The following is a 13986-nucleotide window of genomic DNA, read 5'->3' on the forward strand; positions in this document are numbered from 1 at the left end:
ATGCGGTGGGTGCGCTAAAGTGGCAGGCATTTTAGCGCGCCGTCCTGTAGGGGCCCGGCGCAGCCTCCCCGATTTGACGGGGAAATCCGCCTTTCTGCCAGAGTGACAGCCATGTCTCGTAACAGGGCGCCACGGGCAGCTTATGGCACAATCCGCCCCTTGTTTTCCCTTTGACGCCGTCTCGAGATGTCCGAAATTTCCGTCACCACGCCCGCCGTGCCGAGCGTCGATCACGCCCGGATCCTTGCCCAACTGGCCACCGAACTGGGCGCCCGCGCCGCACAGGTGTCGGCCGCCGTCGAATTGCTCGACGATGGCGCCACCGTGCCCTTCATCGCGCGCTATCGCAAGGAAGCCACCGGCGGCCTGGACGACACCGCGCTGCGCAACCTCGAAGTGCGCCTCGGTTATCTGCGCGAGCTCGAAGAGCGCCGCGTCGCGATCTTCGAATCGATCACGCAGCAGGGCAAGATGACGCCCGAACTGCACAAGGACATCACCGGCGCCGACACCAAACAGCGCCTCGAGGATCTGTACGCGCCGTACAAGCCCAAGCGCCGCACGCGCGCCCAGATCGCGCGCGAAGCCGGCCTCGAGCCGCTGGCCGACGCGATCCTGGCCGACCCGGCCTGCGATCCCGCCGCGCTGGCCGCGGGCTACCTCAACGCCGAAGCCAACATCACGGATGCCAAGGCCGCGCTCGACGGCGCGCGCGACATCCTGGCCGAACGCTACGCCGAAAACGCCGACCTGCTCACCGACATGCGCGAGCATCTCTGGGGCACGGGCCTGCTGTATTCGAAGATGGTCGACGGCAAGGAAAACGACGGCGCCAACTTCCGCGACTGGTTCGATTTCAATGAGGCGGTTCGCACCCTGCCCTCGCACCGCATCCTCGCCCTCATGCGTGGCCGCCAGCAAGGCGTGCTCGAACTGCGCCTCGGCCTGGACGCCGAGCTCGAAGCCCAGACGCCACATCCCTGCGTGGCACGCGTGGCCAACTTCCTCAAGCTGGGCAATCTGTTTGCCCTCGACGCCACGCCGCGCGCGCGCTGGCTGGGCGAAGTGTGCCGCTGGACCTGGCGCGTGAAGCTGCTCACGGCGTTCGAGAGCGAGCTGTTCTCGCGCCTGCGCGAGACCGCCGAGGCCGAGGCCATCCGCGTGTTCGCCGCCAACCTCAAGGATCTGCTGCTGGCCGCGCCGGCGGGCCCCAAGACCGTGCTCGGCCTCGATCCCGGCATCCGCACGGGCTGCAAGATCGCCGTGATCGATCGCACCGGCAAGGTCGTCGACACGACCACCGTCTATCCGTTCGAGCCGCGCCGCGACCGCGAAGGCACCATCTCCACGCTGGCCGCGCTGTGCAAGCGCCATCAGGTCGAGCTGATCGCCATCGGCAACGGCACCGCATCGCGCGAGAGCGAAAAGCTGGTCGGCGACATGATGAGCCTCTATCCCGACATGAAGCTCACCCGCGTCGTCGTGTCCGAAGCCGGCGCCTCGGTGTACTCGGCTTCCGAGACCGCGGCCCTCGAATTCCCGGACCTCGACGTGACGCTGCGTGGCGCCGTGTCGATCGCCCGCCGTCTGCAGGATCCGCTGGCCGAGCTGGTCAAGATCGATCCCAAGGCCATCGGCGTGGGCCAGTACCAGCACGACGTGAACCAGCGCGAGCTGGCCCGTTCGCTGGACGCCGTGGTCGAGGATTGCGTGAACGCCGTGGGCGTGGACGTGAACACCGCTTCGGCCGCCCTGCTCGCCCGCGTGTCGGGCCTGAATTCGTCGCTCGCCAAGAACATCGTCGCCTGGCGTGACGAGAACGGCGCGTTCCCCACCCGCAAGCAACTGCTCAAGGTGCCGCGCTTCGGCGATAAGGCCTTCGAGCAGGCCGCCGGCTTCCTGCGCATCCCGTCGGGCGACAATCCGCTCGACGCCTCGGCGGTCCACCCCGAGGCCTACCCGGTGGTCGAGCGCATCGTCGCCCGCATCAAGGCCGACGTGAAGCAGATCATCGGCCAGCGCGAAGCCCTCAAGGGCGTGTCGCCGTCCGAGTTCACCGACGAACGCTTCGGCTTGCCCACGGTGCGCGACATCTTCGCCGAGCTCGAAAAGCCCGGCCGCGATCCGCGTCCCGAGTTCAAGACCGCGCAGTTCAAGGAAGGCGTCGAGACCCTCAACGACCTGCATCCCGGCATGCTGCTCGAAGGCGTCGTGACCAACGTGGCCAACTTCGGCGCGTTCGTCGACATCGGCGTGCACCAGGACGGTCTGGTGCACATCTCGGCGCTGGCGGAGAAGTTCGTCAAGGATCCGCGCGACGTGGTCCGCGTGGGCCAGACGGTGCAGGTGAAGGTGCTCGAGGTCGACGTGCAGCGCAAGCGCGTCGCGCTCACCATGCGCCTGAACGATCCCGCCGAACCGGCCCGCCGTGGCGGCGCCGCGGGCGCCAGCACCGGCGCACCGCGCGGCAACGACCGGGGCGGCCGCCGTCCGCAAGGCAGCGATGCCGGCCGCGGCAGCAGCCTGGGCAACAGCGCGATGGCCGACGCATTCGCCAAGCTCAAGCGCTGAGCACGCCCAAAACAGAAAAGCCGCCAGGGTGGACACCCCACCTGGCGGCTTTTTTCATGGCGCGGCGCCGCGGACGCGACGCCGTTGCGATGCGGACTACTGGGCCAGCGAGGCCAGCGCGTCCTGCACCTGCACGGCCTGCGCATCGGCGGCCGCCGCATCGGCGGCGGGCGCGCCACGGGCCACTTCGGCGCCGTCCAGGCTCGCCACCACGGCCAGCCCGTCCAGCGTGACCACCGCCACGCCGGGCTGCTGCAAACGCTTCGTGAGCGCGCCAGCGGCCTTGGGATCGGCATGGCTGCCCGACACCAGCAGCTCGTTGCCGTCGGCGCCGAGCAGGCGGAAACGGAACGAACCGTCGTCGTCGCGGAAGCTGACGAAGCGTGCGCCCTTGGCCGCCTTCTTGGCGCCCGCGGCCGCCTGGACCGGGCCGCTGGTGAGGTTGCGCAGGCCCACGGCCTCACGCAGTGCCTCGATGGCGGGTTGAGCCAGCTTGCGCGCCTTCTGGGCGCCGGCCTGCAGAATCTCTTCGATACGGCCGGGGTTGGAGATCAGCGCATCGTAGCGGTCGCGCATCGGCGCGATGTCCTGCTCCAGGCGCTGGATCAGCGCTTCCTTGGCGTCGCCCCAGCCCATGCCGTCGGCCAGTTGCGCGCGCAACTGGGCCGATTCGGCCTGGCTGGCGAAGGCGCGGTAGATCGTGAACAGATGCGCGCTGTCGGCATCCTTGGCCTCGCCCGGCTGGCGCGAGTCGGTCACGATGCGCGACACCGCCGCGCGCAGCGCGCGGGCGCCACCCTCGAACAGCGGAATCGTGTTGTTGTAGCTCTTGGACATCTTGCGGCCATCGAGGCCGGGCAAGGTGGCGACCTCTTCTTCGATGACTACATCGGGCAGCACGAAGAACTCGCGGCCGTACAGGTGATTGAAGCGCTGGGCGATATCGCGCGTCATCTCGATGTGCTGCACCTGATCCCGGCCGACCGGCACCTTGTGCGCGTTGAACATCAGGATGTCCGCCGCCATCAGAACCGGATACGAGAACAGGCCCATGGTCACGCCGTCATCGGCTTCCACGCCCTTGGCGGTGTTCTGGTCGACCGACGCCTTGTAGGCATGGGCACGATTCATCAGGCCCTTGCCGGTCACGCACATCAGCAACCAGCACAGCTCCGGAATCTCGGGAATGTCGGATTGGCGATAGAAGGTCGCGCGATCGGTGTCCAGGCCGCCGGCCAGCCAGGTGGCCGCGATTTCGAGGCGCGAGCGGGCCACGCGGGCCGGGTCGTCGCACTTGATCAGCGCGTGGTAGTCGGCGAGGAAGAAGAATGCGTCGACCCCCGGCTGGGTGCTGGCCTGGATGGCCGGGCGGATGGCGCCGGCCCAATTGCCGAGGTGAGGAGTGCCGGTGGTGGTGATGCCAGTGAGGACGCGGGTGTTCATGACGCGAGACAAAGCCTGAGGTGAACGACGATGGGCCTCAGTTTACCGTGCCCACGCCGGTGTCGAGGTGCGGCCGGCGCGGTGCGGCCGGCGAGGCGCGGCCGGCGAGGCGCGGCCGGCGAGGCGCGGCCGGCGAGGCGCGGCCGGCGAGGCGCGGCCGGCGAGGCGCGGCCGGCGAGGCATCCGATACCGGCGCGCTCAGCTCACCCAGGCGAACACGGGCGCCGCGACGGCGCACGCGCCGCCGGCGGCCAGCGCCACGCGCGGCACGTAGGTCAGCGCCCAGATCAGCAACAGACCCGCGAAGCTGAGGATGCCGATCCATTCGATGGTGCCGTAGCTCCAGCCCCAGGCGTGGGCCGAGGCCATGAGCGACAACGTGAGGCCGAGCCAGCCCAGCGTGCGCAACAGGAGCTTGTGGCGGCGCGGCAGGCTGCGGTCGAAGACATCTTCGTAGTGGCGGTCCATGCCCAGACACAGCGCGGCGAATCCCGCGTAGGCCAGGCAGAAAGCGGCGGCGTTCATGTCATCACCTCGTGGCGGCGGAAGGATTGCCGTCGATCGGCGCGGATTGTGGGGCGGGCTTGGGGGTGGGTTTGGCCCCGGCCTGCGGCGCGGCCTTGGCACCGCGCGCGGCGGGCTGCGGGCGGCCACGGCCGGACTTGTAGGCGATCCAGCCCAGCAGCAAGGCCGTGGCCAGGCAGGTCAGGTCGAAGCCGGCCATGACCCAGTCGCCCTTGGCCAGCGACACGCCGAGATGGCGCTGCGTCGTGAACGCGTTCACCACCGGCACCAGCGCGAACAGAATCGCGCCCAGCGCGCTCAGGTCGCGCCACTTGGTCTTTTGACGCAGGAAGGCGTAGACGAAGCACAGGCCCCAGGCCCAGAAGAACACGCGCACCTCGAGCCGGGCGTGCTGCGCGACCGTCGGATCGAGCAGGCGGTTGGCCCAGAAGAAGGCCGCGATGGCGACACCGATGCCGGCGATGGTGCCGGCGTTCAGACCGTCGACCAGGCGCAGCGAGAACGCCTCGCGCTGACCCTTCACGTTCTTCTGACGCCGTTTGGCGATCCACAACACCAGCCCGGTGCCGACCATGGCCGTGCCGGCCAGGCTCACCAGGAAGTAGAACCAGCGCAGCAGCGGTTCGGCGAAGAGGCCGAGATGCAGACCCACGATCGTGCCCGCGGTGACCGCGGCTGCGCTCGGCGCGGCCGCCGCGCTGATCAGCTCGCCGGTCACCCCGTTGTAGCTGTTGGTGGGGGCCATGCGGCCGTACGACACGCGTTCACTCACCGCGCGGGTGACGGTGACGGTCGAGCCCGCGTCGAACGGGTGATTCACCACGACGCGGCCGGCGCGACCGCCCTCCCAGCCGGCTTCGGCCCGGTCGACCACGGTATTGAGGTCGACCAGCGTGGCGGGCTGTTTGGTGGGCTTGGGCACCGCGAACGCCGGGAACATCTCGTCGAAGTACTCGCGGTCGCTCTTGTAGGCGGACAGCACGCTGGCCGGCATCAGCATGTACACGAACAGGATCAAGCCGCTGAACGTGATCATGAGATGGAACGGCAGGCCCAGTACGGAGAGCGCGTTGTGCCCGTCCATCCAGGCCCGTTGCCCGCCCTTCTTGGGCCGGAACGTAAAGAAGTCGGTGAATATCTTTTTGTGCGTGATGACGCCGCTGATGATGGCCACCAGCATGAACATGCCGGCGATACTCGCCAGCCAGCGTCCCCACGGAAAGCTCATCTCGAGCTCGAAGTGGAATCGATAGAAGAAGTCGCCGCCACGGGTCTCGCGCGCCTTGATCTCGTCGCCCGACACCGGATCGATCGTGACGCGTTTGAATGCGCGCTCGCCAGGAGGCGGCTTGGCCCGCTGATACGAGGCATGGATCGCGGGCTCGCGATCGGAGGGCAGCGAGATGAACCAGCGCGTCGAATCCGCGGCGTGGGTCTCGAGGTACTTGCGCGCGACCGCCAGGGCCTGCGCCTGCGGCACCTTCTGGACCTCGATCTCCGGCTGCATCCAGCGCGTGATTTCGGGGCGGAAGAACGCCAGCGTGCCGGTCAGGAACATGGCGAACAGCACCCAGCCGAAGATCAGCCCGGACCAGGTGTGCAGCCAGGACATCGCCTGGCGCAGCCCTTCGCCCTGCGCGGCGTCTTTCTTGGCGGAAGCGGCTTTGGATGCGGCGGGGCGTGCGGCCTGGGGCGTACCCGGGAGGTCGGACCCGGCGCCCGTCTTGGCGTCAGACATGGATTGCAGCGAAGTATCAGAAAGAGGCGTGGAACCGCTCACGGCCGGCCCACCCAATAAAGCAGCGCGAAAACCAGGGTGGGCGCGATCACGCCCACCCAGGCGCGCACCGTGGTGCGCGTTGCGAAGACCCATATCACGGCGCAGGCGTACACCACGAAGGATGTCAGTTGCGCGATCACGACGGCGTCGAGACGGCTGAGCGGCAGCCAGACCGCCAGGGCGGCTGCGACGGCCGACGCGAGCAGATATCCGCCGCCGACGGCGGCAAGCGCGCGAGAAGCGACGATGAAGCGATAGCGCAGCATGCCTGCGCCGGATACGGGCGCTTTCACTTGGAACGATCGAAGGTCAGGGTGGTGACGTAACGGACCTTGGTGTAGGGCTTGCCACCGTGGTCGCCGGTCTTGTCCTGGGCATGCGCCGCTTCGAGCACGTACTGGCCGGTCCAGGGCGTTTCGATCGTGAACTTGCCGGACTCATCGGTACGGAACTGCTTGAGCCACTTCGGCGGACCGAACACGGTCACCTCGGTCTTCGGCAGCGGCTTGCCGTCGAAGGTCAGCACGAAGGAATTCGAGCCCGCTTCGGCCGGCACGATCTCCAGCGGCAGTTGCGCCTTGGTGTCCTGGCGGCCGACGCGCGCGCCGTACTCGACCAGCGTTTCCTTGAAGAGCGCGGCCTGGCCCAGACGCGTATCGCCGCGGGCGTCGAACTCGTAGTAGTCGGCACCCGACGCGGCCGGCTTGACGGCCTTGCCGTTGAGCTTGGGCTCGGTCAGCACCTTGCCCAGGAAGCCGTCGGTCTTCTCGCGCATGTCGTCGGCCCATTCGCCGAAGTAGGCACGAACCTTGGATTCACCGGCCGGCTCGAGCCAGACGAAGTGGGCCGATGCCATGCTGGTCCAGCCCAGCAGCGCGAGCGCCGCGACGGATTTGATGATGCGCATGTTGCTTTCCTTGTGGTGATACGGATTGCGCGCCGTCCCCCTCGACGGCTGCGCGTGCCCCGTGTCTCTTTGGACGCCAACGGAGCCCTTCCCCGATGACGATTTGCCAGTACGCCCTGCCCCGCTCCCGTCAAAAGAGCGCGCCAAAGCGAAAACACCCGCAAATTATAATCATTCTTAATTAAACAGTGGCCCGCCTATCGTTGCGCGCGCCACTACTTTCCTGTTTCACGCCGTTGCGCCGCCTTTACCAGCGGTAGCGCAGCGACGCCTTGACGGTGCGTTCGTAGCCGTACCAGCACCACGCGCCCGACGAGCACGCGGCGATGTATTCCTTGTCGAACAGGTTCGACACGTTCAACGCCACCTGCATCCCCTTGAGCGCGGGGGAGGCCCGGCCCAGGTCGTAATCCAGCATCAGGTCGAACAGCGTGACCGACGGCACCTTGAAGCTGTTGACGTCGTCGCCGTAGCTCGAGCCGAGATAGCGCACGCCCCCACCCACGCCGAGACCGGCGAGCGGGCCTTCCTGCATCTGGTAGCGCGCCCACGCGGAAGCCTGGTGCTGCGGAATGCCGGTGGGACGCTTGCCCTTGAGGTTGAGGCCGGCGGCGTTGGGGTTGGCGCGCTCGTACTCGTTGTCGAGGTAGGAGTAGCTCGCGATCAGGCTCAGGCCGCGCACCGGCTCGGTCTTGGCTTCGAGCTCGATGCCCTGCGTGCGCAGTTCACCGGCCTGCACCGAGCACCGGCTCGCGCCGCACATGTGCGTGGGATCCGGATCGGTGGTGAGCATGTTTTCGCGGCGGATATCGAAGGCAGCGGCGCTCAACAGCGTGGCGGAGCCCGGCGGCTGATACTTCACGCCGACTTCGTACTGCTTGCCCTCGATCGGCTTGAACGGCGAATTGTTCCAGCCCGTGCCCGACTGCGGCTCGAACGACTCCGAGTAGCTGACGTACGGCGCCACGCCATTGTCGAAGTTGTAGATGAGACCCACGCGGCCCGTGAACGCTTCGGCCTGCAGCGCGGAGCTGCTGTGGCTGCCGGTGATCGGGTTGTCCGTGCCGCTGTGCGTGCGCGACCAGTCGTAGCGTCCGCCGAGCAATACCGACAGACGATCGATCTTGATCTGATCCTGCGCGTACAGGCCCGTCTGATACTGCCACTGCGTCTGATCGCTGGTGAACGCCGGCGTCGCGATGTTCATGTGATTGTTCGGATTGAACACATCGATCGGAGGCGCCGTGCCGAAGCCGGACAGCGTGTCGGTCTCGACGCGCTGGTAATCGAAGCCGAGCAGCACCTTGTGACGCAGCGGACCGGTGTCGAAGTCGGCCTGCAGATTGTTGTCGACGGTGAACGCGTTCACATCGACATCGGTGGCGATCACGCCGCGACCTTGGTAGCGGTAAGAGGCGTCGGTATAGCCATAGGTGTTGGCCGTCGACGTGCCGTACACGCTGCGATAGATGCCTTCGGAGTGCTGATAGCGCAGGCTCTGAGACGCCTTGAACGTGTCGTTGAAACGATGCTCGAGCACGTAGCCCAGCGCATAGCTCTTGCGGTCGCTGCGCTCGAAGTTCGCATCCCCGTCGTAGTAGCTGGGCGACAGGCGGCGGCCATCCGGCGCGGACAGCACGGTGCGCATCGCCGGCACGGCCCCATAAGAGCCCATGTCCGGATCGCGCTGGAAGTTGGTCAGCAGGGTGAAGGACGTGTCCGCGTTCGGCTTCCAGCTGAACGACTGCGCGATGAAGTAGCGGCGTTCCTTGGTGTGATCGACCTGGCCGTCTGCGCGGTAGCCGGCGCCCGTGAAGCGGTAGCCGAACTTGCCCGCCTCATCGATGGGGCCGGTGAAGTCGAAGTTGGCGCGGCGGAAATCGTAATTGCCGCCCATGATCTCCACTTCGTTGAAGCGCTCGCTCAACGGGCGCTTGCTGACCTGGTTGACCACCCCGCCCGGGCCGCCCTGGCCGTACATCACCGACGACGGGCCCTTCAGCACGTCCACGCGTTCCAGACGATAGGCATCGACCTGCGGCAGCGCGTCGCGGCCACCGAACACCCGCATGCCATCCAGATAGGTGGCGGCCGAGAAGCCGCGCACATTGAACTGATCCAGGCGCGTGGCCGTCGCGCCGCGCGCCTCGGTCGTCACGCCGGCCGTGTAACGCAACACCTGATTGAGCGTCTGCGCGCCCTGCTCCGCGATCTGTTCGCGCGTCACGACCGAAATCGACTGCGGCGTCTCGATCAGCGGCGTATCGGTCTTGGTGCCGCTCATGCTCACCGTCGACACGTAGCCCAGCGTCGGGCCCGACGCGAACTCGGAGGCGCCCGTCACCGTCACCGGCGCGAGCGTGGTCGCGTCGCCCGACGGCGCGGCGTGCAGCGACCAGGCACGGTTGCCATCGGCGCGTGCCACGAGACCGGTGCCGGCCAGCAATTGCGCGAAGCCCTCGGCCACGCCGTACGAACCCGACAGACCATTGGAACGGCGCCCGGCCGCCAAGGCCGGATCGAAGGACAGGACGGCCCCTGCCTGACGGGCATAGCGCGTGAGCGCGTCGGCCAGCGGACCGGCGGGGATGCTGTAGGTCTGGCGTACCGGCTGCGCCTGGACCGGCGTACCGGAGCCGGCGAGCACGAGCGTGCCCAGCGTGGTGCCGCCGAGCGCGGCGATCAGCGCCCGGCTGGCGGCGCTGCGTTTCAGACGCAGACGCACGGGATGTTGCGACACAGGGTTCTCCTCAGAAATGCAGAAAGCAAAAGCGTTTACTCATGGCTTTCCGCACCAGCGAAGCAAACCTGCAGTCCCGCGACAAAAAAAGATGTAACCGTGGCGGCTCAGGCCTCGCGCGGCCCCACGCTGAGCCAGTAGCGGCTGCGGCGTTGCACCGCGATCGGCAGCGACTTCGCGACGGCGGCCAGCGCGCGCTCGGCGTCGTAGAGCGGGAACACGCCCGAGATGGGCAGCTCGGCCACGCGCTCGTCGACCCGGATCAGACCGACGCGATTATCGGCAAGCCGCCGCACCAGCCGGGCCAGCGGCCACGCCTGAGCCACGATCAGCCCCTGAGCCCAGGCCGCGGCATCCGGATCGGCCACGCCAGCGCGTGCCGCGCCGTCGGCGGCGATCGTGAGGCTCTCGCCTGCCCGCATCAACAGGGTGCCCGGCACATCGTCGCGGTGCAGCGCGACGAAGCCTTCATACACATCGATCCGGCAGCCCGAGACCATGCGCCGCACGCAGAAGCGAGCCTCTTCGGCGCTGAGCGTGCCGTAACCCGTATCGACATTCAGCACCGGCTGCAGCACCGCCAGATGCGCGGCACGCACCAGGATTTCCCCGCGCAGCAGGCTGACGGCGCGCCGCTCGTCCCGCAGTTCGGTGCGGATGGCGGTGTCACCCGCCAGCGTCAGGCTGAGGCCCTCGGCCAGCGCGATCTCGCGCGTCTCGCCGGTGTCGGTGCTGTAGTCCGCGACCAGGCGTTGCCAGGGCGCATGCCGGTACACCAGCCCGCCCGTACCCGCCAGCACCGCGCCCGCGACCAGGCCGCGCAATACGGCCCGGCGTTGTGGCCGCGGCACGCGCGGCGCGCGGTCGAGCGCGGCATGCGCCAGCCCCGCCGGCACGCGGCTCACGCCCTGTGCGACACGGTCGACGCGCTGCCAGGCGGTGCGGTGCGCGGGATCCGCGTCGATCCAGCGGGTGCAGGCGGCGCGCAATCCCTCGTCGGCCTCGCCCGACTGCAGCCGGGCCCACCAGGTGATGGCCTGTCGCACCACCACGTCGCTGGGCGTGGACATATCAGTCATGGAACGCGGCATAGCAGGCGCTCATCGCCCGCACCATGTATTGCTGCACCGAGCTCACGGACACGCCGAGGCGCGCGGCGATCTCGGCATAGCTCAGGCCATCGACCTGCGACAGCAGGAAAGCCTCGCGCGCCCGGGGCGGCAGGCCGTCGAGCATGCGATCGAGTTCGGCCAGCGCCTGCAGCAGTTCGATGCGCTGCTGCGGCGACGGCGCGGCCGCGGGCGGCAGGCTCTCGAGGTAAACCAGGTAGGCGGCTTCGAGGGCGGCATGGCGGTGATGGTCGATCACCAGGCCCCGCGCGATCGTGGTGAGCAGCGCGCGCGCCTGCTCGATCCGCACGGCCTTGCTGCCCTGAATCACACGGACGAACACGTCCTGCGTGAAATCCTCCGCGCGGTCGCGGCAACCGAGCCGGCGCCGGAACCAGCCGGCCAGCCAGGAGCGATGCTCGCGATACAGGCCCTCGACGGGCATGACATCGGACGCTGGCGCGGACGGGGAATGAAGCGTGGACACGGGCAAGGAGGGCAAGACGGTAAGACCAGCCGCCCATACTAGTGATAATCAACATCATTATCAATTTTCAGGCCCAAATCCGGCGGGCTAAACGCGCCGGGTGTGCCAAAAAAACAACCCGCTTAGAATCCCGGGATGATCTGGATCTCCCCTGGAAGGCGCTGATGCCACGGCTCGAATACCTGTCGCTCGATACGCCCGTGGGCACGCTCAGGCTGATTGCGCGCGGCGACCTTCTCGCGGCCGTCCTGTGGCCGGACGAACGTCCGGGCCGGGTGCCGCTCGACGCGCCGCTGGCCAACCCGGCGCATCCGGTGCTGCGGCAGGCGCGCACGCAGTTGCAGGCCTACTTCGCGGGCGAGCTGCGGCGCTTCGACCTGCCGCTGGACTTCGCAGGCACGGCCTTTCAACAGCGGGTCTGGCAGGCACTGCTGGCCATTCCGTATGGTCAGACGCGCAGCTATGCCGAGATCGCGCGCCAGCTCGATGCACCGGCGGCGGTGCGCGCCGTGGGCGCGGCCAACGGACGCAACCCGCTGTCGATCATCGCGCCCTGCCACCGCGTGGTCGGCAGCGGCGGCGCATTGACGGGGTTTGCAGGCGGGCTGCCGGCCAAGACCTGGTTATTGCGTCATGAGGGCGTGGCGATCGACGCCGGCCGGATCACACGCCCGGCGTAACGGCGCCTTCGCCCCCCGCGGCATGGGCCGCCCCGGGTTCGCCCGCCGCGGCATGGGCCGCCCCGGGTTCGCCCGCCGCAGCATCCGCCGCCGCGATTTCGATGTCCGCGGTGTCGCGCGCGGCGACGGGGCTTGCGGGGGTGGCTTCATGGCGGCCGGCCCCTGCGCCCGCCACGCGCCGCACCGGGTCAGGGCGAAAGAAATCGGCAATCACATCGGCGCCGTCCATCACGCCCCCACCCGGTAGTAGACGAAGCCCGCGTGATGCAGGGCGCCGTCGCGGAACACGCCATCGGCGGCGTGGCCGCTGTCGTCGCGGTACTCGATGTAGTTGCCCTCGATCCAGAAACGCCCGGCGGCGCGGCGGGGCTGGTCCCGGCGCGCCTCGTGATAGCGGCCGTTGGACCGCAGCTCGTGACGCACGCTGCCGTCGGCCGTGACCCAGGTGCCGAGAAACTGGTCGGGGTGCACCGGCGCATCGCGGTCGACACCGCGCGCGGCCATGGCCTGGGCGCCAAACATCGCCTGGGCGCCGCCGTGGCGGTTCGAAGGCCCTCGAGGACCTCGGGAGAAAAGCGCGGGATTCTTGATATTCATGGCTGGACTCCTTCAGGTACGACATCCGCCGGGAGGTTTCCGACGTTGACCGACATGTTAGGGATCACCCGAAACTGGGGAAATATCCAGGACTCCTGCGTTATTGCCTATTCCTCCAGGATTTTGAGAGCAAGCACCATACGGGGGCATATTTATGGTCTATTGCTACTTTCCTTGCCGCCGCACGTAAATCATGACCGCGCATGTCGATCCCGCCCTCACCCGCCAGACCGTCGATCTGGTTCTGCAACTGGCGCCCACCGAAGGCTATACCCTGACCGCCCTGCCCGGGGTCAAGCTGATGCGGTCGCAGCGCTCGCTGCCGCGTACCCAGGTGCTTTACGAGCCCAGCATCGTCATCGTGTTCCAGGGGCAGAAACGCGGTTTTCTGGGCGACTCGGTCTACATCTACGACGCGCAGCACTACCTCGTGCTGTCCGTGCCGCTGCCCTTCTCCACCGAGACCCAGGCCACGCCGGACCAGCCGCTGCTCGCCATGTCGATCCAGCTCGACATGACCGCGGTGGCCGATCTGGTGCTCGCGATCGACCAGTCCGGTCATCACGCGCCGGCGCCGCCGTGCGGCATCATTTCCACCCCGCTCGACGACACCCTGGCTCACGCCACGCTCCGGCTGCTGCGCGCGCTGTCCCATCCGCTCGAGGCCGAGGTGCTGGGTCCTGCCATCGTGCGCGAGATCAGCTACCGCGTGCTGATGGGCGAGCAAGGCGGCGCCGTGCGCGCCGCGCTGGCGCAGCATGGCCACTTCGGCAAGATTGCCAAGGCCTTGCGCCGTATCCATACCGATTACGCCCGCTCGCTCGATGTGTCGGGTCTGGCCGATGAGGCCGGCATGAGCGTGGCGGCCTTCCACCTGCACTTCCGCGCCGTCACCCAGACTTCGCCGATCCAGTACGTGAAGTCGACGCGCCTGCATCAGGCGCGGCTGCTGATGATCCGCGAAAGCCTGACCGCGGCGGCCGCGTGCACGCGCGTGGGCTACGAAAGCCCCTCGCAGTTCAACCGCGAGTTCAAGCGCTTCTTCGGCCGCACGCCGGGCGAAGAAGCGGAGCTCATGAAGGGGCTGTTCGCCACCGAGCGGCTGCAACCCGTCCTGACCGAGCGCTACGTGGCGACGCTGCGCTGA

13 protein-coding genes are annotated in these 13986 nt (G+C 68.0%); 3 read left to right on the plus strand and 10 right to left on the minus strand.

Going from position 1 to position 13986, the window contains the following annotated elements; translation table 11 throughout:
- Window positions 1-186: 186 nt before the first annotated feature.
- Window positions 187-2571 (plus strand): RNA-binding transcriptional accessory protein Tex, encoded by a 2385-nt coding sequence (gene tex / locus CEK29_RS14480; RefSeq protein ID WP_094801130.1) that lies wholly within the window; start codon window positions 187-189, stop codon window positions 2569-2571.
- A 96-nt stretch (window positions 2572-2667) separates the two neighbouring features.
- Here the strand turns inward: tex and CEK29_RS14485 are convergent, their stop codons facing one another.
- The 8 genes from CEK29_RS14485 to CEK29_RS14520 form a co-directional block, all read right to left on the minus strand.
- Window positions 2668-4014: a tryptophan--tRNA ligase gene (locus CEK29_RS14485; RefSeq protein WP_094801132.1), complete on the minus strand. Its 1347-nt coding sequence runs from the start codon at window positions 4012-4014 to the stop codon at window positions 2668-2670.
- A gap of 198 nt (window positions 4015-4212) precedes the next feature.
- Entirely contained in the window at window positions 4213-4539 is a 327-nt protein-coding gene (locus tag CEK29_RS14490; RefSeq protein WP_094801134.1) for a DUF3325 domain-containing protein, read from the minus strand.
- A 4-nt stretch (window positions 4540-4543) separates the two neighbouring features.
- Complete coding sequence (locus tag CEK29_RS14495; RefSeq protein WP_249279089.1) at window positions 4544-6151, minus strand: PepSY-associated TM helix domain-containing protein; 1608 nt, start codon at window positions 6149-6151, stop codon at window positions 4544-4546.
- Between the two features lie 164 nt (window positions 6152-6315).
- Window positions 6316-6612 (minus strand): DUF3649 domain-containing protein, encoded by a 297-nt coding sequence (locus CEK29_RS14500; protein ID WP_249279082.1) that lies wholly within the window; start codon window positions 6610-6612, stop codon window positions 6316-6318.
- Window positions 6609-7226 (minus strand): DUF4198 domain-containing protein, encoded by a 618-nt coding sequence (locus CEK29_RS14505; protein WP_094801140.1) that lies wholly within the window; start codon window positions 7224-7226, stop codon window positions 6609-6611. The genes CEK29_RS14500 and CEK29_RS14505 overlap by 4 nt, the downstream gene beginning before the upstream one ends.
- Before the next feature lie 247 nt (window positions 7227-7473).
- Window positions 7474-9966, minus strand: a complete 2493-nt coding sequence (locus CEK29_RS14510; RefSeq protein WP_440588325.1) for a TonB-dependent siderophore receptor — start codon at window positions 9964-9966, stop codon at window positions 7474-7476.
- A gap of 107 nt (window positions 9967-10073) precedes the next feature.
- Window positions 10074-11045 (minus strand): DUF4880 domain-containing protein, encoded by a 972-nt coding sequence (locus CEK29_RS14515; protein ID WP_176456911.1) that lies wholly within the window; start codon window positions 11043-11045, stop codon window positions 10074-10076.
- On the minus strand, window positions 11038-11520 hold the full coding sequence (locus CEK29_RS14520) for a sigma-70 family RNA polymerase sigma factor (RefSeq protein ID WP_432759241.1): 483 nt from the start codon (window positions 11518-11520) through the stop codon (window positions 11038-11040). The genes CEK29_RS14515 and CEK29_RS14520 overlap by 8 nt, the downstream gene beginning before the upstream one ends.
- Before the next feature lie 206 nt (window positions 11521-11726).
- Between CEK29_RS14520 and CEK29_RS14525 the strand changes: the two genes are divergently transcribed.
- On the plus strand, window positions 11727-12242 hold the full coding sequence (locus tag CEK29_RS14525; protein ID WP_094858527.1) for a methylated-DNA--[protein]-cysteine S-methyltransferase: 516 nt from the start codon (window positions 11727-11729) through the stop codon (window positions 12240-12242).
- On the opposite strand, the gene CEK29_RS14530 is transcribed toward CEK29_RS14525, so the two are convergent.
- Window positions 12226-12471 (minus strand): hypothetical protein, encoded by a 246-nt coding sequence (locus tag CEK29_RS14530; protein WP_094858528.1) that lies wholly within the window; start codon window positions 12469-12471, stop codon window positions 12226-12228. The two genes, CEK29_RS14525 and CEK29_RS14530, sit on opposite strands and share 17 nt — an antisense overlap.
- On the minus strand, window positions 12471-12839 hold the full coding sequence (locus CEK29_RS14535; RefSeq protein ID WP_249279083.1) for an Atu4866 domain-containing protein: 369 nt from the start codon (window positions 12837-12839) through the stop codon (window positions 12471-12473). Before CEK29_RS14535 ends, CEK29_RS14530 begins: the two co-directional genes overlap by 1 nt.
- A gap of 193 nt (window positions 12840-13032) precedes the next feature.
- Here CEK29_RS14535 and CEK29_RS14540 point away from each other — a divergent pair, with 193 nt between their 5' ends.
- Window positions 13033-13986 (plus strand): AraC family transcriptional regulator, encoded by a 954-nt coding sequence (locus tag CEK29_RS14540; protein WP_094801147.1) that lies wholly within the window; start codon window positions 13033-13035, stop codon window positions 13984-13986.

This window comes from Bordetella genomosp. 5 (assembly GCF_002261475.1).
Lineage (GTDB): Bacteria > Pseudomonadota > Gammaproteobacteria > Burkholderiales > Burkholderiaceae_B > Bordetella.